Source organism: Micrococcus flavus, assembly GCF_014204815.1.
Taxonomy (GTDB): domain Bacteria; phylum Actinomycetota; class Actinomycetes; order Actinomycetales; family Micrococcaceae; genus Micrococcus; species Micrococcus flavus.
Genome location: NZ_JACHMC010000001.1, coordinates 1093301 through 1114646 on the forward strand (window position 1 = coordinate 1093301; position 21346 = coordinate 1114646).

Annotated in this window: 17 protein-coding genes and 1 tRNA gene; 7 read left to right on the plus strand and 11 right to left on the minus strand. The window is 75.2% G+C overall.

The genetic code is table 11. The features are described from left to right. Nucleotides 1-5: 5 nt before the first annotated feature. The 3 genes from BJ976_RS05060 to BJ976_RS05070 are packed head-to-tail and all read right to left on the minus strand — an operon-like array spanning nucleotide 6 to nucleotide 2982. Complete coding sequence (locus BJ976_RS05060) at nucleotides 6-1118, minus strand: tRNA (adenine-N1)-methyltransferase (protein WP_135027457.1); 1113 nt, start codon at nucleotides 1116-1118, stop codon at nucleotides 6-8. Continuing rightward, on the minus strand, nucleotides 1115-2257 hold the full coding sequence (locus BJ976_RS05065; protein ID WP_229667046.1) for a site-2 protease family protein: 1143 nt from the start codon (nucleotides 2255-2257) through the stop codon (nucleotides 1115-1117). Before BJ976_RS05065 ends, BJ976_RS05060 begins: the two co-directional genes overlap by 4 nt. A 29-nt stretch (nucleotides 2258-2286) precedes the next feature. Further along, nucleotides 2287-2982, minus strand: coding sequence for an HAD family hydrolase (locus tag BJ976_RS05070; protein WP_229667047.1), 696 nt, complete (start codon nucleotides 2980-2982; stop codon nucleotides 2287-2289). A gap of 80 nt (nucleotides 2983-3062) precedes the next feature. Here BJ976_RS05070 and BJ976_RS05075 point away from each other — a divergent pair, with 80 nt between their 5' ends. Further along, a complete protein-coding gene (locus BJ976_RS05075; protein WP_135027462.1) occupies nucleotides 3063-4046 on the plus strand; it encodes a proteasome assembly chaperone family protein in 984 nt (327 codons plus the stop codon). Nucleotides 4047-4071: 25 nt separating this feature from the next. Here BJ976_RS05075 and mshC read toward each other — a convergent pair whose 3' ends face one another. From mshC to BJ976_RS05090, 3 genes are all read right to left on the minus strand, one after another. Then, nucleotides 4072-5343, minus strand: coding sequence for a cysteine--1-D-myo-inosityl 2-amino-2-deoxy-alpha-D-glucopyranoside ligase (gene mshC, locus BJ976_RS05080; RefSeq protein ID WP_135027464.1), 1272 nt, complete (start codon nucleotides 5341-5343; stop codon nucleotides 4072-4074). A gap of 59 nt (nucleotides 5344-5402) precedes the next feature. After that, the gene (locus tag BJ976_RS05085; RefSeq protein ID WP_135027466.1) at nucleotides 5403-6236 is read right to left on the minus strand and encodes an undecaprenyl-diphosphate phosphatase; all 834 of its coding nucleotides are present in this window, start codon (nucleotides 6234-6236) and stop codon (nucleotides 5403-5405) included. Nucleotides 6237-6336: 100 nt separating this feature from the next. Next, entirely contained in the window at nucleotides 6337-6567 is a 231-nt protein-coding gene (locus tag BJ976_RS05090; protein ID WP_135027469.1) for a hypothetical protein, read from the minus strand. Between the two features lie 88 nt (nucleotides 6568-6655). Between BJ976_RS05090 and BJ976_RS05095 the strand changes: the two genes are divergently transcribed. Beyond that, a complete protein-coding gene (locus BJ976_RS05095) occupies nucleotides 6656-6895 on the plus strand; it encodes a DUF5703 family protein (RefSeq protein WP_135027472.1) in 240 nt (79 codons plus the stop codon). A 49-nt stretch (nucleotides 6896-6944) separates the two neighbouring features. On the opposite strand, the gene BJ976_RS05100 is transcribed toward BJ976_RS05095, so the two are convergent. Further along, nucleotides 6945-8267 carry a M20/M25/M40 family metallo-hydrolase gene (locus BJ976_RS05100; protein ID WP_135027475.1) on the minus strand — a complete coding sequence of 441 codons (1323 nt, stop codon included), beginning with the start codon at nucleotides 8265-8267 and terminating at the stop codon, nucleotides 6945-6947. Nucleotides 8268-8387: 120 nt separating this feature from the next. Here BJ976_RS05100 and BJ976_RS05105 point away from each other — a divergent pair. Both BJ976_RS05105 and malQ read left to right on the plus strand, forming a co-directional pair. Next, nucleotides 8388-8472, plus strand: a tRNA-Leu gene (locus BJ976_RS05105). Between the two features lie 219 nt (nucleotides 8473-8691). Continuing rightward, nucleotides 8692-12159: a 4-alpha-glucanotransferase gene (malQ, locus tag BJ976_RS05110; protein WP_135027478.1), complete on the plus strand. Its 3468-nt coding sequence runs from the start codon at nucleotides 8692-8694 to the stop codon at nucleotides 12157-12159. 15 nt (nucleotides 12160-12174) lie between these two features. On the opposite strand, the gene BJ976_RS05115 is transcribed toward malQ, so the two are convergent. The 3 genes from BJ976_RS05115 to BJ976_RS05125 all read right to left on the minus strand — a co-directional run bounded on the left by BJ976_RS05115 (nucleotide 12175) and on the right by BJ976_RS05125 (nucleotide 15837). Further along, complete coding sequence (locus BJ976_RS05115) at nucleotides 12175-13074, minus strand: MaoC/PaaZ C-terminal domain-containing protein (RefSeq protein ID WP_229667048.1); 900 nt, start codon at nucleotides 13072-13074, stop codon at nucleotides 12175-12177. Then, on the minus strand, nucleotides 13071-14435 hold the full coding sequence (locus tag BJ976_RS05120) for a 3-oxoacyl-ACP reductase (protein ID WP_135027481.1): 1365 nt from the start codon (nucleotides 14433-14435) through the stop codon (nucleotides 13071-13073). The genes BJ976_RS05115 and BJ976_RS05120 overlap by 4 nt, the downstream gene beginning before the upstream one ends. Before the next feature lie 64 nt (nucleotides 14436-14499). Next, nucleotides 14500-15837 carry an acetyl-CoA C-acetyltransferase gene (locus BJ976_RS05125; RefSeq protein ID WP_135027484.1) on the minus strand — a complete coding sequence of 446 codons (1338 nt, stop codon included), beginning with the start codon at nucleotides 15835-15837 and terminating at the stop codon, nucleotides 14500-14502. A 93-nt stretch (nucleotides 15838-15930) separates the two neighbouring features. Between BJ976_RS05125 and BJ976_RS05130 the strand changes: the two genes are divergently transcribed. Both BJ976_RS05130 and BJ976_RS05135 read left to right on the plus strand, forming a co-directional pair. Continuing rightward, nucleotides 15931-16599 carry a TetR/AcrR family transcriptional regulator gene (locus BJ976_RS05130; protein WP_135027487.1) on the plus strand — a complete coding sequence of 223 codons (669 nt, stop codon included), beginning with the start codon at nucleotides 15931-15933 and terminating at the stop codon, nucleotides 16597-16599. 1 nt (nucleotide 16600) lies between these two features. Beyond that, the gene (locus tag BJ976_RS05135) at nucleotides 16601-18724 is read left to right on the plus strand and encodes an acyl-CoA dehydrogenase family protein (RefSeq protein WP_135027490.1); all 2124 of its coding nucleotides are present in this window, start codon (nucleotides 16601-16603) and stop codon (nucleotides 18722-18724) included. Between the two features lie 66 nt (nucleotides 18725-18790). Here the strand turns inward: BJ976_RS05135 and glgA are convergent, their stop codons facing one another. Next, complete coding sequence (gene glgA / locus BJ976_RS05140; RefSeq protein ID WP_135027493.1) at nucleotides 18791-19987, minus strand: glycogen synthase; 1197 nt, start codon at nucleotides 19985-19987, stop codon at nucleotides 18791-18793. Nucleotides 19988-20098: 111 nt separating this feature from the next. On the opposite strand from glgA, the gene glgC reads away from it, so the two are divergent. Beyond that, entirely contained in the window at nucleotides 20099-21343 is a 1245-nt protein-coding gene (glgC, locus tag BJ976_RS05145) for a glucose-1-phosphate adenylyltransferase (RefSeq protein ID WP_135027496.1), read from the plus strand. Nucleotides 21344-21346: the final 3 nt, after the last annotated feature.

Below are 21346 nucleotides of genomic sequence, written 5' to 3' on the forward strand. Positions count from 1 at the left end.
TCCTGTCATCGGCTCTGGTCGTCGGTGTCGTGGCCCACGGTGCGGGGGTCCACGCCCTGCTCCGCGGCGCGGGCGCGGCGGGCCTGCAGGCGCGCCTCCTTGGCCGCCTTGCGGGCCTTCTTGTCCGTCACGGGGCGCTCACCGAGGGCCTGCGGGGTCCAGCGGGACTCGTCCGAGGGCTGCCAGGCCTCCACGTCCTCGGGCTTGAACTCGGAGACCTTGGAGCGCTTCTTGAGCATCAGGGCCTCCTCGCCGGTGGCCAGGCGGCGCGCGGTGAGCAGGAAGCCGGTGTGGGCCACCATGCGGTGGTCGGGGCGTACGGCGAGCCCGTCCAGGTGCCAGCCCCGCACGAGCGTCTCGTTGGCCTGGACCGCGGTGAACGTCCCGGACTCCCGGATGGCCTCGGCCACGCGGGAGAGCTGCGTGGCGGTGGCCACGTAGTTCAGCCACACCCCACCCGGGGCCAGGACCGTGGCCACCGCGTCGAGGCACTCCCACGGCGCGAGCATGTCCAGGACCACGCGGTCCACGGAGTGCGGGGCGTGGACCCTGAGCATCTCCTCCTGGGCGTCGCCGAGGTGGATGGACCACGCGGGGTGCTCGCCGCCGAAGAAGGACTCGACGTTGCCGCGCGCCACCTCCGCGAACTCCGCGCGGCGCTCGTACGAGTGCAGCTCGCCGTGGTCCCCCACGGCGCGCAGCAGGGACATGGACAGCGCGCCGGAGCCGACGCCGGCCTCGACGACCACGGCGCCGGGGAAGATGTCCGCCTGCTGCACGATCTGCCCGGCGTCCTTGGGGTACACCACGGTGGCGCCGCGGGGCATCGAGAGGACGAAGTCGTTCAGCAGGGGGCGCAGCACCTGGTAGTCGTGCCCGGAGGAGTTCTGCACCACCACGCCCTCGGGGCCGCCGATCAGGTCGTCGTGGCGCAGCACGCCCTGGTAGCTGTGGAACTCGCCGCCGGGCAGCAGCGTGATGGTGTTCAGCCGGCCCTTGGCGTCCTTGATCTGCACGCGCTGGCCCGCGCGCAGCGGGCCGCGCCTGGCGGTGACGCCCGCGGGGACGTCCTGCACGTCGGACTCGTCGGGGGTGGGGGACGCGGGGGCGTCGGTCATGCTCGGTGCTCCTGGGGGTCGGTGGGCCGCGCGTCGGTGAGCGCGGTGAGGAGGGTCTCGCGGGGCAGCACCCCGCGCACGGTGCCGTGCGCGTCGGTGAGCACCCACACGGGGGTCTCGGTGAGGGCGGATCCGCCGGGGCGGCCATCCAGGGCGGCGAGGGCGGCGACGAGGTCGCCGCCGGCGGCGGGGAGCGCGTCGGCGTCGAGGACGGCCTCGGGGCCCACCGCGCGGCACACGGCGGTCACGGGCGTGGCGGCCGCGGCGGCCGGGTCGAGCGCCTGCACGGCGGTGAGGTCGACGACGCCGCGGGGCCGGCCGGCGTCGTCCACGGCCACGCGGGCGGCGGACGCGCCCCCGGCGGCGAGGGCCTCGGCCACGGACGCCGTCAGCGGCACCGGGACGGCGGGCAGGCGCAGCGCGTCCAGCCGGACGCGCTCGAGGCGCCGACCCCACCGGCCGCGCTCGACGGCCTCGGAGGCCCCGCGCCACAGGGTGAGGGCCACCCACACGAGCAGCACGGTCATCACGAGGTCGGGGCGCTCCCCGCGGAGCAGGGGTCCGACGAGGACGGCGAGGACCAGGCCGACGGCGACCGCCCGGCCGGCCCAGCCGGCGGCGGCCACGCCGCGGTCGCGGGAGCCGGTGGCGGCCCACACGGCCGACTCGACCATGCGGCCGCCGTCGAGCGGCGCGCCGGGCAGCGCGTTGAACGCGGCGAGCAGGAGGTTGGCCCACACCGTCACGTCCAGCAGGAGCCCGGTCACCCCGCGGGCGTCGAGCGCCTCCCCCGCCCCCCACGCGAGGGCCGCGAGGACCAGGTTCGCCGCGGGTCCGGCCAGGGCGGTGGCGACGGACCCGCCGGGACCGGCGTGGGCACCGCGGAACTGGGTGTGCCCGCCCCACAGGGTGAGCACGATCTCGTGGGGGCGCTGACCGAAGGCCCGGCCCACCACGGCGTGGGCGATCTCGTGGACCAGCACGGACAGCGCGAGGAGGACGGCGTACGCGCCGGCCACGAGCCACGCCCCGGCGCCCAGGCGGGGCAGCGCGCGTTCGACCTGGGGGCCGAACGCCAGGACCACGAACGCCGCCACGAGGGCCCAGGCGGGGGTCAGGACGACGGGGGCGCCGGCCACCCTTCCCAGTCTGATGCCGCGGGTGGCGCTCATCCGCGGCCGCCCGGCCGGATGGCGGCGAGGTCGGCCAGGGTGCGTCCGGCGAGGGTGTCCCACTGGACGGTGGCGGCGCCCGAGGCGAGGGGCAGCACGCTCGGCACGCCGACGGTGGGCAGACCCGCCGCCATGGCGGCGCCGACGCCCACCGGGGAGTCCTCCACGGCCACGCAGTCCGCGGCGGTGAGGCCGGGGAGGAGCCCCGCCAGGCGGGTGAGGGCCAGCCGGTAGGCCTCGGGGTCGGGCTTGCCCGCCCGCACCTCGTCGCCGGTGACGACGACGCGCAGGGCGCCCGCCGGGGCCTGCTCGGCGAGCACCCGGGCCAGGGGCGCGTGGGACATGGTCACGAGGGCGCCGGGCACGCCGGCGTCGGCCTGGGCGGTGAGGAGCTCCAGCGCCCCCGGGCGCCACGGCGGGGCGTCGGCGACGCCCCGGGCCACCTCGCCCATGGTGACCGCGATGATCTCCTCCACCGGGAGGTCGAGGCCCGCGTCCCGGAGTCGGCGGGCGCCCTCGTCGAGGGGACGGCCGACCAGGGAGGCGGCGAGGCCCTCGGACCAGCGGCCGCCGTGCTCCTCCACGAGCCGGCGCTGGACGGCGTTCCACAGCGGCTCGGTGTCCACGAGGGTCCCGTCCATGTCCCACAGCACGGCGGCGGGCAGGCGGGCGTGCACGTCAGAGGCGGACATGCCGGTCATCCTATCGAGCGCGGGGGCGGGCCGGGGCGTCGGGGCTGACCCGGCGACGCGGGCCCGCCTAGGGTGACGGCATGACCGATGCACCCGCCCCGGATCCGCGGGACCCCGCCGAGGGGCTCCCGGCCGACGCCGTCGAGGACCGCCTCGGCGCCCTGCGCACGCACCTGACGGCCACGGTGCCCGACCTCGAGGCGGGCCGCCGGCCGCCCACGGTCCTGCTGGTGGCCTTCGAGGGCTGGAACGACGCCGGCGAGGCCGCCACGGGCGCGCTCGCCGCCCTGCGCGCCCAGTGGGACGCGGCGGAGGCCGGCCGGGTGTGCGACGGGGACTACTACGACTACCAGGTGACCCGGCCCGTGGTCCGGCGGGATCCGGACGGACTGGGCTCGCTGCAGTGGCCGGCGCTGGACCTGCACGAGACGCACCTCGACGCGCGCGGCCGCCCCCTCGTGGACGAGCACGCCCCGGCCGACGGCCTGCGTGTGCTGCTGGCCTCGGGTGTGGAGCCGAACGTGCGGTGGCGCCCCTTCGTGGACGAGCTGCTGACCCTGGCCGCCGGCGAGGACGTGGACGCGGTGCTCACCCTCGGCGCGCTGCTGGCGGACGTCCCGCACACCCGCCCCCTGCGCGCGCGGCCCACCTCGCCGCTCGTCGACGTGCGCGTGGCCGTCGACGCGGGCCGGCCCGAGTACGAGGGGCCCACCGGGATCGTGGGGGTGGTGGCGGACGAGGCCGCGCGCCGCGGGTTCGCCTCGATCTCCCTGTGGGGCGCGGTCCCCCACTACGTGGCGCAGGCGCCGTCGCCGAAGACCCTGCTGGGACTCGTGGAGGCGGTCGAGGACCTGCTGCACGTGCCCCTCATGACGCACGAGCTGGCCGACGACGCGCGGGCCTGGCAGCGCGGCGTGGACGAGCTCGCCCGCGAAGACCCCGAGGTGGCCGCCTACGTGCGGCAGCTGGAGCGCAGCCAGGACGCCGCGGGGCTCCCCGCGGCCTCGGGCGAGGAGATCGCCCGGGAGTTCGAGCGCTACCTGCGCGGCCGAGGCGGGCACTGACCCCGCCCGGGAGGGCGGAGCCGGCTCAGCGCAGGACCAGGCCCAGCAGGGCGTCGGCCACCACGGCCAGGTCGAGCGGGTCCTCGCCGGACCCCTCCGCCTCCCCGGTCAGCTCGCCCGCGGCCCATGCGTCGAGCACGCGGAGGGCCGCGGGCGCGTCGAGGTCCTCGGACAGGGCCGCGTGCGCGGCGGCGAGGACGGCCCGGCCGGCGCCCGCGTGCGGGCCGTCGAGGGCGGCGCGCCAGCGGGCCACGCGCTCCTGGGCGGCGGCCAGCAGGTCCTCGGACCACTCCCAGTCGGAGCGGTAGTGGCGGTCCAGGAGGGCGGCGCGGATCGCCACCGGCTCGACGCCGCGGGCGCGCAGCCGGGAGACGAGCTCGAGGTTGCCGAGGGACTTGGACATCTTCTGCCCGTCCAGGGCGACCATGCCCGAGTGCAGGTAGGTGCGGGCCAGCGGACGCCCGTCGACGGCCGTGGCGTGCGCGGCGGAGAACTCGTGGTGCGGGAAGCGCAGGTCCGATCCGCCGCCCTGCACGGTGAAGGGGGCCGGGAGGTGCTCACGCGCGATCACCGAGCACTCGATGTGCCAGCCCGGTCGTCCCTGGCCGAGGGTGCGGCCGTCCCAGGCGGGCTCGCCGTCCCGGTGGACGCGCCACAGCAGCGGGTCGAGCGGGTCGCGCTTGCCCGGCCGGTCGGGGTCGCCGCCGCGCTCGGGGAACACCTCGGCCATCTCGGCCGGGCTCAGGGCGCCGATCTCCCCCAGGCGCCAGCCACCCCGGGCCTCGGCCGCGCGCACGTCGAAGTAGACGTCGCCGTCCGGCTCCCCGTCCCGGCCGGGGACGCGGTAGGCGGTGCCGTCCGCGAGCATCGCCTGCACGGCGTCCACCACCAGGCCGATCGCCTCGGTCGCGCCCACGTAGTGGTCCGGCGCGAGCACGTTCAATGCCGCCATGTCGGTCCGGAACAGCTCGGTCTGGTCCTCGGCGAGGGCGCGCCAGTCCACGCCGGTGGCCTCCGCCCGCTCCAGCAGCGGGTCGTCCACGTCCGTGACGTTCTGCGTGTAGGACACCTCGAGGCCCGCCGCCCGCCAGTACCGCTGGAGCAGGTCGAAGGAGACGTACGTGGTGGCGTGGCCCAGGTGGGTGGCGTCGTAGGGGGTGATCCCGCAGACGTACAGGGAGGCCTGCTCGGCCTCGTTGCCGGGATGCCGGAGGGACTGGGAGGCCGTGTCGAAGACCCGCAGGCGGTCCGGCTGCACGGGCAGGGGGGCGGGTGCGGGGGTGGACCAGGACTTCACGGTGCTCCTGTTCTGGGCGTCGGTGGGGCGAGGGCGGGCGGGCGCCGGGGCTGCGGGGCTCAGGCGGAGATCAGGCCGGCGCCGAGCAGGGCGTAGAGGCCCAGGCCGAGGGCGATCCGGTACCAGACGAACGGCATGTACGAGTTGGTGGTGATGAACCGCATAAGCCACGCGATCACGGCGAAGCCCACCACGAAGGCGATCACGGTGGCCAGGGCGGTCTCCCCCATGCCGTAGGGGCCCTCCTGCCCGGGCTCGGCGATCACCTGGGCCAGCTTGTAGAGGCCGGAGGCGAAGACCGCGGGCACGGCGAGCAGGAACGCGTAGCGGGCGGCGGCCTCACGGGTGTAGCCGAGGGCGAGTCCGGCGGTGATGGTGCCGCCGGAGCGAGACACGCCGGGGATGAGGGCCAGGGCCTGGGCGAAGCCGAAGAGGACGCCGTCCTTGACCGAGAGCTCTGTCAGGGGCTTGCTCTGGCGGCCGAGGCGGTCGGCGATGGCCAGGAGCACGCCGAACACGATCAGCATGGTGGCCGTGACCCAGAGCGAGCGGAACTCGGTGTCGATCCAGTCCTCGAGCAGCAGGCCGAGCACGCCGATCGGCACGGAGCCGATGATGATCAGCCAGCCCATCCGCACATCCGGGTCGGAGTGCGGGATCCGGCCGACCAGCGCCTGGAACCACCGCCCGACGATCCGGGTGATGTCCTTCCAGAAGTAGATGAGGACCGCCAGCTCGGTGCCGAGCTGGGTGATGGCGGTGAACGCCGCCCCGGGGTCGGCCGCCGAGGGCAGGAACTCCCCGACGATGCGCAGGTGCGCGGAGGAGGAGACGGGCAGGAACTCGGTCAGGCCCTGCACGAGGCCCAGGATAATTGCTTCGATCCACGTCACGAGGGGTCACTGTACGTCATGGCCCCGAGCGTCCCCCGGGGCCGTGACGCGCGTCTCGGACGTGGCCGGCGGGCCGCCGGGGCGCGACCCCGCGCGGCGGTCAGTCGTCGCCGGAGAGGTCCTCCTCCTCGTCGTCGAAGAGGTCCAGCGGGGTGACCTCCTCGGTCTCGGCGTAGAGCGCGTCCTCGTAGGCCTCGAAGGTGTCGGCGACGGCGAAGAACGCGGCCTCCACGGCCGGATCGTCCTCCCCGCGGCGGTTCTGGGCGGCGACGAGGTGCTCGTTGAGGGCGGAGGTGAGGGCCTCGAGGGCGGTGCGGGCGTCAGAGCTCATGGGTGCACCGTATCCCGCCCTCCCCGCCCCGACCAGGGCGGCCGTGCCGGGGCGGCGGCCGGGGCGGACGTCTGCCAGCATGGACGCCATGCGTGAGCAGCTGATGTCCTCGACCCTGGACTCCGTCACCCGCGGACAGAAGTGGGAGTACCTCGTCCTCACCGTGGCCCCCCACGAGTCCCTCGGCGAGGCCCGCCGCCGCCTCGTGGACCACGCCGAGTACGGCGGCTGGGAGCTGCAGCGCTCCGTGCACTACCGGGGCGGCGCCCGTCGGCACTGGATGCGCCGGCGGGTCATGCGCGTGGCGTCCACGCTCGAGCCGCGCTGAGCACGGGCGGAGGACGACGACGGCGGGGCGCGCCGTCGTCGTCCTCCGGTCAGCGCGGCTCGAGCATGCGCTCGAGGACCCGGCAGCCGAAGCGCAGGGCGTCCACGGGGACGCGCTCGTCGATGCCGTGGAACAGGGACGTGAAGGCGAGGTCGGGCGGCAGGCGCAGCGGGCTGAACCCGTAGCCGGTGATGCCGAGCCGGGCCAGGGACTTGTTGTCCGTGCCGCCGCCGAGCATGAACGGCAGCACCTCGGCGCCGGGGTCCTCGGCCTGGAGGGCGTCCACCATGAGCTCCACCAGGTCGCCGGAGAACGGCACCTCCAGGCCGATGTCCTGGTGCTCGGGGGAGAACGTCACGCCCTCCCCCGCCAGCTCGGCCAGCCGGCGCATCGTCTGCTCCTCCTCGCCGGGGATGAGCCGGACGTCCACCGTGCCGGTGGCCGAGGACGGGATCACGTTGTGCTTGTACCCGGCGCTCATGCCCGTGGGGTTGGAGGAGGTGCGCAGCGTGCCGGCCACCCAGGTGCGCGCGTGGCCGAGGGCCTCGAGCTGCGGCGTGGGGTCCGCCTCGTCGAACGTCGTGCCGGTGATCTCCGCGACCGACTCGAGCAGCTGGCGGGTGGTCTTGGTGTAGGAGAGGGGCCATTCGTGCCGGCCGATCCGGTCCAACGCTCCGGCCAGGCGGGTCACCGCGTTGTCCGGATGCGGCGCCGAGCCGTGGCCCGGGGCGCCCTCGGCGCGCAGGTTCAGCCACGCCAGGCCCTTCTCCGCGGTCTGCACGAGATAGGCACGGGTGCCGGCCACCTCCGTGGAGAAGCCGCCCACCTCGCTGATCGCCTCGGTGCAGCCGGCGAACACCTCGGGGTGGTGGTCCACGACCCAGCGGGCCCCGTAGACACCGCCGGCCTCCTCGTCGCCGAAGAAGGCCACGGTGAGCGGCCGGCGCGGGCGGCGACCCGTGCGGGCGAGGTGGAGCAGCACCGAGAGGACCATCGCGTCCATGCCCTTCATGTCCACGGCGCCGCGCCCCCAGACCATCCCGTCCTTCAGCTCCGCGCCGAAGGGGTCCATGGACCACTCCCCCGCCTCGGCCGGGACGACGTCCGTGTGCCCGTGCACCACGAGGCCCGGGGCCTCCGGGTCCCATCCGGCCAGGTGCCCGACCACGGAGACGCGGCCGGGCGAGGACTCGAACATCCGCGGCTCCATGCCGGCGCGACGCATCAGCTCCGCGCAGAGCTCGGCGGCCTCGGGCTCGCCGACGGAGACGTTGCCGCCGCGGTTGGTCGTGTCGATCCGGATCAGGTCCCGGCAGATCTGCACGACGTCGGCGTCGGGGGTGGACGGGGGCTCGGGGGCGTGGTCGACCATGGATTTGAGCCTACCGCCAGGATCGTGCTATTGTTCTCGAGTTGCCTTCCCGAGGACGCCGAGAGATCGGGGTCGGACGAAGGCGCTCGGATCGTCGTTCCGACGACGGTCCACCGATGAGCGCGAGTGGCGGAATTGGTAGACGCGCAGCGTTGAGGTCGCTGTGTCCCAAAAGGACGTGGGGGTTCAAGTCCCCCCTCGCGCACTGCACATCAGCACCACGGCCTCGGTCCCCAGCGGACCGGGGCCGTCGTCGTCCCCGGGCATGCCCGCTGGCACTCCCGGCGCACCGACCCGGGGTCGCGCCCCCGCCGGTGGACACCGTCCGCCACGGCGCGCAGGTCCGCCTACAGTGGAGGCATGTGTGCGCCGCTCGCCCCGGGGGGGCGCACACCCCGCGACGACGACGGAGGACTTCACGGACATGGCGGAGAACGCACGCACGCTCCTGCATCGGCTGGCCCGCGCGCACGGAGTGCAGACCCGGTACACGGGTCAGGACGGCTCGGAGCAGTCGGTCGGGGACGAGACGCTCATCCGCGTGCTGGCCGCGCTCGGCGTGGACGTCGACCCGCAGGGGGTGGCCGGCCTCACGACCGCTCTCGAGGACGCCGAGCTCGCCCCGTGGCGCCGCGTGCTGCCGCCCACCGTGGCCGTCCGCCGCGGCCACCGCGCCACCGTCCCGGTCCACGTCGCGCCCGGGACGGAGGTCACCGCGGTGGTCCGCCTGGAGGACGGCGGCGAGTGTGGGCTGTCGACGACGACCCCCCTCGGACAGCCCCGGCTGGTGGACGGCCAGGAACGCGTGCGCCTCGACCTGGAGATCCCGGACGACCTGCCGCTGGGCTGGCATCGGATCGAGGTCTGCAGCGGCGGCGGCTCCACCCACACCGCCACGCTGATCTGCGCCCCGAACCGCCTCACCACGGTGGCCCCCTTCCTCGCCCGCCGCGGCTGGGGCGTGGCCGCGCAGGGCTACTCCGTGACCTCCGAGGGCTCCTGGGGCGTGGGCGACGTGGTCGACGCCGCCGCCGTGGCGGAGCACGCGGCCGACCACGGGGCGGACTTCGTCCTGCTGCACCCCCTGCACGCGATCGAGCCGGGCCCGCATCCCACGGACTCGCCCTACTCCCCCGTGTCCCGGCGGTTCCTCTCCGCCCTGCTGATCCGGGTGACCGAGATCCCCGAGTTCGCCGCCCTGCCCGCACACGAGCAGGCGGAGCTGCGCGCCGCCGGCGCCCGCGCCCAGGAGGCCTTGCTCGAGAGCGGCCGCGTGGACCGCTCCGCCGCCGCGGCCGCGCTGTGGCCGGCCCTGCGCCGCGTGTGGCAGGCGCCCCGCACCCCGGAGCGGGAGGCCGACTACGCGGCGTTCCGCCGACGGCAGGGCACGGGACTGGACGACTTCGCCCTGTGGTCCGTCCTGCGGCTCGACGCGCAGGCCGCCGACCCCTCCTCCGCCGCCCCGCACCCGCAGGACCCGGACCGGGTCCCCGGCGGTCCCGAGGCCGAGCGCGTCCGCGCCGAACGGGCCGACGACGTCGACTTCCACCGATGGGTGCAGTGGGTCGCCGACGGGCAGCTGGCCGCCGCCCAGGACCGGGCCCGCGCGGCGGGGATGCGCCTGGGCGTCATGCTCGACCTGGCGGTGGGCGCGACGCGCGGGTCGGCCGACGCGTGGATGCTCGGCGACGTGCTCGTGCCCGGCATGTCCGTGGGGGCCCCGCCCGAGGTGTTCAACCAGCTGGGTCAGGACTGGTCCCAGCACCCCTGGCACCCGGTCCGTCTGGCCGAGACCGGCTACGCGGCGTTCCGGGACATGGTCCGCACCGTGATCGCCCACGCGGGCGGACTGCGCATGGACCACGTCCTCGGCCTGTTCCGCCTGTGGTGGATCCCGGAGGGCATGGGCGCGCCCGAGGGCGCGTACGTGGAGTACGACCACGAGGTCCTGCTGGCGGTGCTGACCCTCGAGGCCGAGCGGGCCGGCGTCGTGGTGATCGGCGAAGACCTCGGCACGTTCGAGCCGTGGGTGCAGCGCCGCCTGGCCGAGGCCGGGATCCTGGGCACCTCCATCCTGTGGTTCGAGCAGGAGGACGGGGCCCCCACGCCTCCGGAGCGCTACCGCCGCCTGTGCCTGGCCGCCGTGAACACCCACGACCTGCCGCCCACGGCCGGGTACCTCGAGGGCGTGCACCTCGACCTGCGCGAGCGGCTGGGGCTCTACACGGTGGATGTGGCGCAGGAGCGGAGGCGCTCCGCGGCCGAGGTGGAGGCCTTCCTGGACGCGGCGCGGGACCGGGGGCTGATGGCGGCCACCGGTCCGGACGGCGCGGAGACCCGCGAGGACCAGGTGGTGGGGCTGCACCGTCTGCTGGCGCAGGCCCCCTCCGCGCTGCACTGCGTGTCCCTCGTGGACGCGGTGGGCGAGCGGCGCATCCAGAACCAGCCCGGCACCCTGCAGGAGCAGTATCCGAACTGGACGGTCCCGCTGGGCGACCCCGAGGGGCGCACGCTCACCGTCGAGGACCTGCCGCGCACCCCGTCCGTGACGCGTCTCTACGACGCCGTGGAGGCGGAGCTGCGCGCGGCCGTGCCGGTCGGCGTGGTGGTGTCCCTGCACACCTTCCCGCTCGCCCAGCCCGGGCGCGGGGACGCCGGCGGCATGAACGTGTACGTGCGCCAGTCGGCCCGTGCCCTGGCCCGCCGCGGCCTGCGCATGCTCCTGCTGACCCGGGCGGAGGAGCCGGTGGACGGCGCCCGCGTCACCGAGGTGCCCGCCGAGGACGGAGCCCCTGCGGTCACCGTGGTGGAGCTCGCCGCCGGTCCCGCCGCGCCGGTCGCCAAGGAGGAGCTCGCCGGCCACCGTGACGCGTTCACCGCGGCTGCCCGCGCCTGGCTGTCCTCGGGCGCCGTCCCCGGCGGACCCCTGCTGGGCGACGACGGCGGGGCCGGCGACCGGGCGCGCCGGGTGGCCTTCGTCCACGGGCACTACTGGCTGTCCGCGGCCACGGCCCAGGCCCTCGCCGAGGAGCTCGCCGCGCCGCTGCTGCAGACCATGCACACGACGGGCGCCGTCAAGGTCGCCGAGGACGAGGGACACGCCGAGCCGCGCGAACGCCTCGAGACCGAGGCCGCGCTCGTGCACGCGGCCGACCTCCTGGTGGTGAACTCCCCCGCCGAGGCGCGCGAGCTGCACGACGTGTTCGACGTGGACCGCCGGCGGCTGCGCGTGCTGCCCCCCGGCGTCGACCTCGAGGTGTTCACCCCGGAGGGTCCCGCGGCCTGGCCGGGGCCGGACGTCCACGGCGGGGAGGACGGCCCGGACGCACGCCCGCTGCGCGTCCTGTTCGCCGGTCGCGTCCAGCGGCACAAGGGCCCGCACCTGCTGGTCAAGGCGCTCGCCGAGCTGCGCGAGCGGGCCGCGGGCGGGGACCCCGGCGTGCGCGTGCACGTCAACGGGGAGGCCTCGGGCCCCGCGACGCTGGACGTGACCGCCCTGGCCGCCGAGCTCGGCGTGTCCGACCTGGTCAGCGTGTCCGCGCCCGTTCCGCCGGCACTGCTGGCAGAGCAGATGCGGGGCGCCGACGCCGTGGCCCTGCCCAGCGCCTCGGAGACCTACGGCCTCGTGGCGGTGGAGGCGCAGGCGTGCGGCACCCCGGTCCTCGCCCACCGCGTGGGCGGGCTGGTGCACGCCGTCCATCACGGCGGCTCCGGCGTGCTCGTGCACCCGAACACCGCCGAGGCGTGGGCGGACGCGCTCGAGCGCGTCCGCGACGACCGCGCGGCCTGGGCCGCGATGGCCCCGGCGGCGGTCCGCCACGCCCGCGGCCATGCGTGGGACGTCTGGGCGGAGGGCCTGCTGGAGGCGCTCCGGGAGCTGCCGCGCGGCTGACCCCCGCGGCGGGGGTCAGCCGCCGATCGGCGACATCGAGCCGGTGAAGTGCCGCCGGCCGCGGCGGGGGTCCCACCCCGTGACCCGGGTGACGCCCCCGGCCTCCTCGGCGTAGCGGACGGCCACCCGTGCCGGCAGGACCACGGGCGCCTCGAACCCGATCTCCCACCGGAACCCGGCCTCGGCCGGCTCCCGGCGCTGAAGCATGCGGGCCGCCAGCAGCATCCCGTGGGCGATCGCCCCGCGCTGGCCGAACGCCTTGGCCGTGGGGCCGGAGAGGTGGATCGGGTTCCAGTCTCCCGAGACGCGCGCGTAGGACCGGCCGGCCCCGCCGCCGAGGGTCCACTGGGCGGTCGGGACCGGAGCGGTCCACTCGTCCCGGGCGGCCCGCTCCGGGCGCAGCGGGGACACGTGCACGCCGCGGGCGAGGTACCGGGAGACGCCCTCCCAGGCCGGGGCTGCCTCGTCGGCCGCATCCGCCTCCCGCACCTGGACCAGCAGGTCCACCGCGGTGCCCGCGTGGTGCGGGACCAGGCCCACCGCCTCGGCGGTCACGGTCAGCGGGCGCCCGGCGGCCACGGGGCGGCGGTGCGTCACCGCGTTGGTCAGGTGCACCATGCCCGGCAGGGGCAGGGGGAACTCCGGATCCGCCATGAGCTCCATGGCGACGCCGAACACCTGGGTATGCACCAGCACGGAGGGCAGCGCGTCCGGGTCCACGGGGCCGACGCCCTCGCGCCACCGCCGCAGCGCGTCCTCACCGATTCCGTGGTCGCCCACCACCAGGCGGGTGCCGGGCAGCTCGGCGGGCCGGGACCGGCGGGACAGGGCGTCGCGGCCGGCCTGGGCGGCGGCGCGGGCGTACAGCGGGGCCAGCGCGGGCATCGTGTCCAGGGTGCGGGTCTGCATGCTCATGCCCCCATCATCGCCTGGCCGCACACGCGCAGCGTGGTGCCGTTGACGCCGGAGGCGGCGGGCGAGGCGAGGAACGCCACGGCCTCGGCCACGTCCTCCGGGCGCCCGCCCTGCTGCAGGGAGCTCAGCCGCCGACCCAGCTCGCGGGTGAGCAGCGGGATCCGGGCGGTCATCTCGGTCTCGATGAACCCGGGCGCCACCGCCGTGATGCCGCCGCCGCGCGCGGCGAGCACCGGCGCGGTGGCGGCGGTGAGGCCCATGACGCCGGCCTTGGACGCGGCGTAGTTGGTCTGGCCGCGGTTGCCGGCGATCCCGGAGATGGACGCCAGGCCCACGATCCGCAGGTCCGCGGCCACGGTGTCGCGGGCGTCCTCGGCGAGCAGGACCTCGTTGATCGCCAGCTGGGAGGCGGTGTTGACCGCCAGGACGGCGTCCCACCGGGCGGCGTCCATGTTGGCCAGCATGCGGTCCTTGGTGATGCCGGCGTTGTGCACCACCACGTCCAGGCGGCCGTGCCGGGTCCGGGCGTGCTCGAGCAGGCGCCGGCCGGCGTCCGGGGCGGTGATGTCCAGCGCCAGCGCCGTGCCGCCGACCTCGTTGACCAGCCGCATCAGGTCCTCGCCCGCCGCGGGCAGGTCCACCCCGATCACGGTGGCCCCGTCCCGGGCCAGGGTGCGCAGGATGGCCGCGCCGATGCCCCGGGCCGCGCCCGTGACGACGGCGACCCGCCCCGCCAGCGGGGCGGTGGCCCCCGGGGACGCCGACGCCGTCGCCGGGGTGCCCGGGCCGGCCGGCAGCGGCTGGCCGGAGACGAACGCCGAGCGCGCGGAGAGCAGGAACGCCAGGGCCCCGGCGGGGCCGGCGTCCGAGAGCGCGGCCCCGTCCTGCAGCAGCAGGGCGTTGGCCGTGCCGCCGCGGCGCATCTCGTGCGCCAGGGACCGGGTCAGCCCGATCACGCCCGCGCGGGCGGCCCGCTCGGCCGGCGCCTCGGCCTGCTCGGGGTCCCGCGCCACGGTCACCACGTGCGCGCTGGGGCCCAGGGCGCGCAGCGCGCCGCCGAGCGCCAGGGCGGTGGCGGAGAGCTCGCCCGGGTGCGCCACGGCGTCGAAGCACGCCACGACGCCGGTCAGGCCGCCCTCGGCGGGCGGCTCGCCCACGGGGTGCGCGCCGACGGCGGCCACGAGAGTGCGGGCCTGCTCAGCGCCGGCTCCCTCACCGAGGACGAGCACAGTGCCGGTGATGTCCGGCGTGTCCGCCTCGTGACGGCGCAGCTGCGCGGGACGGGGCAGGCCGAGGGCGCCGGTGAGCCGGCTGCCCAGGGGGCTGCGGACGAGGTCGCCGTAGGGATCGGTGGAGGGCATGGTGTTCCTTTCACGGCCGGCGGCGGACCGCAGGCCAGGGCCGGGAGGAGAGGGTGCGGGTCGCTCAGCGCCCGCGCAGCAGGGCGACGATGCCCTGGCCGCCGGCGGCGCACACCGAGACCAGGCCGAGCGAGCCCTCGCCCGCCTCGTGGAGGGTCTTGGAGAGGAGCCCGACGATCCGGCCTCCGGTGGCGGCGAACGGGTGGCCGGCCGCCAACGAGGAGCCGTGCACGTTGAGCTTCGCGCGGTCCACGGTGCCCAGCGCGCCGGGCAGTCCGAGGCGCTCGCGGCAGAAGGAGGCGTCCTCCCACGCAGCCAGGGTGGCCAGGACGGTGCCGGCGAACGCCTCGTGGATCTCGACGAAGTCGAGGTCCTGCAGCGTCAGGCCGTGGCGGTCCAGCAGGCGCGGCACGGCGTACACCGGCGCCATGAGCAGGCCGTCGCGGCCGTCCACGAAGTCCACGGCGGCGTTCTCCACGTCCACCACCTCGGCGAGCACGGGCAGGCCGCGGTCGGCCGCCCAGCCCTCCGAGGAGAGCAGCACGGCGGAGGCGCCGTCGGTGAGGGGGGTGGAGTTGCCCGCGGTCATGGTGGCCTCGTCGCCGAGGTGCCGGCCGAAGGCGGGCTTGAGTTTCGCCAGCTTCTCCACCGAGGAGTCGGGGCGCAGGTTGTTGTCCCGGGTCAGGCCGCGGAACGGGGTGACGAGGTCGTCCATGACGCCGGCGTCGTAGGCCGCGGCGAGGCGCTGGTGGCTGGTGGCGGCCAGCTCGTCCTGGGCCTGGCGGGTGATGCCCCACTCGTGGGTGGTGAGGGCCTGGTGGTCGCCCATGGACAGGCCCGTGCGGGGCTCGCCGGCGCCGGAGGGCTGGGGCACCAGGTGGCCCGGGCGCAGCCGGGAGACGGCACGGACGCGGTCCTTGAGGGTCTTGGCGGCGTTGAGGTCGAACAGGACCCGGCGGGCGCCGTCGGTGTAGGTCACCGGGGAGTCGGAGATGGAGTCCACCCCGCCCCCGATCGCGGAGTCGATCCGACCCAGCCGGATCTTGTCCGCGAGGGTCCCGATGGCCTCCATGCCGGTGGCGCACGCGACCTGCGCGTCGGCGGCCGGCGTCTCGCTGGAGAGGGCGGAGCCGAGCACGCACTCCCGGGTCAGGTTGAAGTCGCGCGGGTGCTTGAGCACGGCGCCGGCGGTCACCTGCCCCAGGCGCTCCCCCTGCAGGCCGAGACGGGCGACGAGTCCGTCGAGCGCCGCCGTCAGCATCTCCTGGTTGGACACCTCGCGGTACGCGGTGTGCGCGCGGGCGAAGGGGATGCGGTTGGAGCCCACCACGACGGCGGGGCGCAGCGTGCCGCCGGCAAGGGCGGGACGCTCGGAGGCGGGGGTGCGGGGATCGGTGCTCATGGCGGTCCTTCCGTCGGGGCGGGGCCGGGACAGCGCGCAGGTCGCGGGAGGCCCTCGTGACTGATACCGAGCGTACCTGATACGGTGGGTCTTGTGAACCAGGACACAGTCGGCACCGGGGCCCGCGACGGCCGCAGCGCGCGATGGGACCGGCACCGCACCCGTCGACGCCGCGAGCTGGTCCGCGTCGCCCGCGAGGCGGTGCACGCGCTCGGCCCGGGCGCCTCCATGGAGGAGATCGCCGCCCACGCCGGCACGTCGAAGTCCGTCTTCTACCGGTACTTCGGCGACCGCGCCGGCCTGCGCCGTGCGGTCGCCGAGCGCGTCACCGAGCACGTCGAGCAGCGCCTGCGGGAGGCGGCGGACACCTCCCCGGACGGCGCCTCAGCGCTGCACCGCATGGTGGCCGAGTGCCTCGCCGTGGCCGCCTCCTCCCCCGCCGTGTACGCGTTCGCCATCACGGAGTCGGAGCAGGACGCCGGCGGCGCCCCCGTGCTCGGCCCGTTCTTCGAGCGCGTGTCCCGGGTCCTCGCCGACGGCCTCGCCCGGGCCCTGCCCGACGCGGACGCGAGCCCGTCCTCGCCGCTGTCCCTCTGGCCGCGCGGCGCCGTCGGCCTGGTCCGCGCCGCCGTCGAGGCCTGGCTGGGCGCCCCGGCGGACGCCCGGCCGGACCTGGACGAGACCGCCGACGCCGTCACCCGATGGCTGCTGCACGGCCTGATGACCTCCGCCCCCACCTCCCCGACCGCTGAGGAGCACTGAGATGACCACCACCCGACCCGACACCGACGAGGTCCTCGCGACCGCCCCGACGGCCGACACCCTGCCCACCGACGTCGCGCAGATCGCCCCCGAGCACCCCACCCCCGGCACCCTGGACGCCGGCGCGCTGCACGCCGCCCTGCTCGGCCGCTGGGCCGAGTCCCGCCACCGGGTCCGCGAGCTGATCCGCGACCCCCGCCTGCACCGCGATCCCCTGCTGGGCATGGACGAGCACCGGGAGCGGGTCCTCGGCCAGCTGCGCATCCTCGTGGAGGAGGGCACCGTCCACCGCGCCTTCCCCGCCGAGTTCGGCGGCGCCGACGACCACGGCGGCAACGTGGCGGCCTTCGCCGACCTGGTCTTCGCCGACCCCTCCCTCCAGATCAAGGCCGGCGTGCAGTGGGGGCTGTTCTCCTCCGCCATCCTCCATCTGGGCACCGAGGAGCACCACCGTGCGTGGCTGCCCGGCGCCATGGACCTGTCCGTGCCCGGCGCGTTCGCCATGACGGAGATCGGCCACGGCTCGGACGTGTCCTCCATCGCGACGACAGCCACGTACGACCCGGACACGCAGGAGTTCGTCATCCACACGCCGTTCAAGGCCGCGTGGAAGGACTACCTCGGCAATGCCGCCCTGCACGGCCGCGCCGCCACCGTGTTCGCCCAGCTGATCACCGGCGGCGTGAACCACGGCGTGCACTGCTTCTACGTCCCCATCCGTGACGAGGAGGGCCGCTTCCTGCCCGGCGTCGGCGGCGAGGACGACGGCCTCAAGGGCGGGCTCAACGGCATCGACAACGGCCGCCTGCACTTCACGCAGGTGCGCGTCCCCCGCACGAACCTGCTGAACCGCTACGGCGACGTCGCCGCGGACGGCACGTACTCCTCCCCGATCGCCTCCCCCGGCCGGCGCTTCTTCACCATGCTCGGCACCCTCGTGCAGGGCCGCGTCTCCCTGGCCCAGTCGGCCACCGGCGCCTCCTTCCTGGGCCTGCACGGGGCGATCGCGTACGCCGAGCAGCGCCGCCAGTTCACCGCCACCGACGACGAGCGCGAGGAGCTGCTGCTGGACTACCAGAACCACCAGCGCCGGCTCATCGACCGCCTGGCCCGCACCTACGCGGACCAGTTCTCCGCCAACGAGCTGCTCGAGAAGTTCGACCACGTCTTCTCCGGCGCGGACGCCACCGACGAGGACCGCCAGGAGCTGGAGACCCTCGCCGCGGCCATCAAGCCCCTCACCACGTGGCATGCCCTGGACACGCTCCAGGAGTGCCGCGAGGCCACGGGCGGCATGGGCTTCATGGCGCGCAACCGGCTCACCCAGATGCGCGCGGACCTGGACATCTACGTGACCTTCGAGGGTGACAACAACGTGCTGCTGCAGCTCGTGGGCAAGCGGCTGCTGACCGACTACTCCCGCGAGTTCGGCCGGCTCAACGTGGGCGCCGTCTCCCGGTACGTGGCGGCCGAGGCGGCGGACGCCCTCCAGCGGGTCGGGCTGCACAAGGCCGTGCAGTCCGTGCAGGACCGCGGGGACGAGCGCCGCTCCGCCAACTGGTTCAAGGACCCCGAGGTGCAGCGCTCCCTGCTGGAGGACCGCGTCCGCACCCGGGTGGCGGACATCGCCGACACGCTGTCCGGCGTGCGCGGGAAGGCGCGGGCCGAGCAGGCCGCGGCGTTCAACACCCGCCAGCACGAGCTCATCGAGGTGGCCCGCCAGCATGGCGAGCTGCTGCAGTGGGAGGCCTTCACGCGCGCGGTGGAGGGTCTCGGCGAGGGTCAGACCCGCACCGTCCTGACCTGGCTGCGCGACCTCTTCGCCCTGCGTCTGATCGAGGAGGACCTCGGCTGGCTGGTGGCCCACGGCCGCGTCTCCAGCCAGCGCGCGCGCTCGCTGCGCGGGTACGTCAACCGCCTGGCCGAGCGCCTGCGCCCCTTCGCCCTCGAGCTGACGCAGGCCTACGGGCTCCGGCCGGAGCACCTCCGCATGGAGATCGCCACCGACGCCGAGCGCGTGCGCCAGGACGAGGCGGCCGCCCACTGCGCGGCCCTGCGCGCCTCGGGCGAGGCCCCGGTGGAGGAGAAGGTCCTGCGGGACCGTCAGAAGGCCGCGCGGCGCTGAGCTTCCGGCACCCACGCACGAGGGCCCCCGCCGCACACCGCGGCGGGGGCCCTCGTCGTCGTCGGGTCAGCCGGCGACCGCGCGGTAGACCTCCAGGGTGCGGTCCGCGATGGTCTCCCACGAGAAGTGCTCGATAGCGCGCTCGCGGCCGGCGCGGCCCATCTCCTCGGCCCGGTCCGGGTCCTCGAGGACCCGGGTGAGCGCGTCGGCGAGGTCGGCGGCGAAGGCCTCCTCGTCCACGGGGGTGCCGGTGCCGTCGTCGACCTGCTCCACGGGCACGAGGAGGCCGGTCACGCCGTCGTCCACGACCTCCGGGATGCCGCCCACGGCGGACGCGACGACGGCGGTGCCGCACGCCATGGCCTCGAGGTTGACGATGCCCAGGGGCTCGTACACGGACGGGCAGGCGAACACGGTGGCGGCGGAGAGGATCTCCATGACCTCCGCGCGCGGGATCATGCCCTCCACCACCACGACGCCGTCCCGCTCCTCGCGGAGGCGGGCGATCAGACCGTTGACCTCGTGGGCCAGCTCCTTGGTGTCCGGGGCGCCGACGCACAGCACGAGCTGGACGCCCTCGGGCAGGCGCAGGGCGGCCCGCAGCAGGTGCGGCACGCCCTTCTGGCGCGTGATGCGCCCGACGAAGGCGACGGACGGGCGGGACGGGTCGATCCCGTACTTCTCCAGGGCGGTGGTCCCGGTCTGCGGCGTCCACAGCTGCGTGTCGATGCCGTTGTGCACGGTGTGCACCCTGGCCGGGTCCACGTCCGGGTAGCAGCGCAGGATGTCCCGGCGCATGCCCTCCGACACCGCGATCACGGCGGCCGCGCCGTGGTAGGCGGTGGACTCCGCCCAGGAGGACAGGGCGTAGCCGCCGCCGAGCTGCTCGGCCTTCCACGGGCGCAGCGGCTCGAGGGAGTGCGCGGAGAGCACGTGCGGGGTGTCGTGCATCAGTCCGCCGAGGTGGCCGGCGAGGTTCGCGTACCAGGTGTGGGAGTGGATCACGTCCGCGCCCTCGAGCGGCCCGAGGATGGACAGGTCCGTGGCGAGGGTCTGCACCGCGCCGTTGGCGGACTCGAAGTCGGCGGGCTGCTCGTACGTGAGGACCCGTGCGCCGTGGTAGTCGGGGTCACGGGGTCCGCCGAACGCGTGGACGCGCACGTCCGCGCGGGAGGCCAGGACGCGGGTCAGCTCTGCCACGTGGACGCCGGCGCCGCCGTAGACGGACGGGGGGAACTCTTTGGTCACGATGTCGATGCGCACGCCCCCAACCTAGTCCTCGCCCCGGGGTGCGGATAGTCTGGCGGCACCCGGTCCGGCCGGTCCCTGACCGGCACCGACGACGACGCCCAGTCACGAGGAAGTGGTCCCACGATGATGCAGAAGAAGGTCCTCTCGGTGGTGCTCGCGGGAGGTGAGGGCAAGCGCCTCATGCCGCTCACCGCGGACCGCGCCAAGCCCGCCGTCCCGTTCGGCGGCGACTACCGGCTCATCGACTTCGCCCTCTCGAACCTGGTCAACTCCCGGTACCGCGAGATCGTGGTGCTCACGCAGTACAAGTCGCACTCGCTCGACCGGCACATCTCCGAGACGTGGCGGATGTCCACGATGCTGAACAACTACGTCGCCACCGTCCCCGCCCAGCAGCGCCGCGGCAAGGACTGGTTCACGGGCAGCGCGAACGCCATCTTCCAGTCCATGAACCTCATCTCGGACGCCCGGCCGGACATCGTGGTGGTGATCGGCGCGGACCACGTCTACCACATGGACTTCCAGCAGATGGTGGACCAGCACGTCGCCTCCGGGGCCAAGGCCACGGTGGCCGCGGTGCGCCAGCCGCTGGAGCTCGCCGACCAGTTCGGCGTGATCGAGACCGAGCCGTCGGACCCGGGGCGCATCAAGGCGTTCGTGGAAAAGCCGGCGTCCACTGCGGGCCTGCCGGACGACCCGGACCGGTTCCTGGCGTCCATGGGCAACTACGTCTTCGACACGGACGCGCTGGTGGAGGCGCTCAACCAGGACGACGCCAACCCGGAGTCGAACAACGACATGGGCGGGGACATCGTCCCGTACTTCGTCGCCCGCGGGGAGGCCGGCGTGTACGACTTCACCACCAACGAGGTCCCGGGCGGGACGCCCGGCAAGCACTACTGGCGCGACGTCGGCACGCTCGACTCCTACTACGACGCGCACATGGACCTCGTGCAGCCGTGGCCGGAGTTCAACCTCTACAACCGTGAGTGGCCGCTGTACACCCGCCAGTCCGTGTCCCCGCCCGCCAAGCTCGTCCGCTCGGCCTCGCGCCGCCCCGGCACGGCCGGCGACTCGATCCTGTCCCAGGGCGTGGTCATCTCCGGTGGCACCGTGGCCCAGTCCGTGCTCTCCACGGACGTGCGCGTCCACAACGAGGCGTGGGTGGAGCAGTCCGTGCTGCTGGACTCCGTCGTCATCGGCGAGGGCGCCCACGTGCGCAACGCGATCCTGGACAAGAACGTCGTGGTGCCCCCCGGAGCGCGGATCGGGTTCGACCGCGCCGAGGACGAGGCCAACGGCTACACCGTCACGGACTCCGGCCTGACGGTCCTGTCCAAGGGCCAGAAGGTGCCGGACGGGCGCTGAGCC

Excerpts from the sequence above, each read along its gene's own strand:
- BJ976_RS05060 (WP_135027457.1), bottom strand. The coding sequence starts at position 1,118 with ATGACCGACGCCCCCGCGTCCCCCACCCCCGACGAGTCCGACGTGCAG.
- BJ976_RS05070 (WP_229667047.1), bottom strand. The coding sequence starts at position 2,982 with ATGTCCGCCTCTGACGTGCACGCCCGCCTGCCCGCCGCCGTGCTGTGG.
- BJ976_RS05075 (WP_135027462.1), top strand. The coding sequence starts at position 3,063 with ATGACCGATGCACCCGCCCCGGATCCGCGGGACCCCGCCGAGGGGCTC.
- BJ976_RS05090 (WP_135027469.1), bottom strand. The coding sequence starts at position 6,567 with ATGAGCTCTGACGCCCGCACCGCCCTCGAGGCCCTCACCTCCGCCCTC.
- BJ976_RS05095 (WP_135027472.1), top strand. The coding sequence starts at position 6,656 with ATGCGTGAGCAGCTGATGTCCTCGACCCTGGACTCCGTCACCCGCGGA.
- BJ976_RS05100 (WP_135027475.1), bottom strand. The coding sequence starts at position 8,267 with ATGGTCGACCACGCCCCCGAGCCCCCGTCCACCCCCGACGCCGACGTC.
- malQ (WP_135027478.1), top strand. The coding sequence starts at position 8,692 with ATGGCGGAGAACGCACGCACGCTCCTGCATCGGCTGGCCCGCGCGCAC.
- BJ976_RS05115 (WP_229667048.1), bottom strand. The coding sequence starts at position 13,074 with ATGAGCATGCAGACCCGCACCCTGGACACGATGCCCGCGCTGGCCCCG.
- BJ976_RS05120 (WP_135027481.1), bottom strand. The coding sequence starts at position 14,435 with ATGCCCTCCACCGATCCCTACGGCGACCTCGTCCGCAGCCCCCTGGGC.
- BJ976_RS05125 (WP_135027484.1), bottom strand. The coding sequence starts at position 15,837 with ATGAGCACCGATCCCCGCACCCCCGCCTCCGAGCGTCCCGCCCTTGCC.
- BJ976_RS05135 (WP_135027490.1), top strand. The coding sequence starts at position 16,601 with ATGACCACCACCCGACCCGACACCGACGAGGTCCTCGCGACCGCCCCG.
- glgC (WP_135027496.1), top strand. The coding sequence starts at position 20,099 with ATGATGCAGAAGAAGGTCCTCTCGGTGGTGCTCGCGGGAGGTGAGGGC.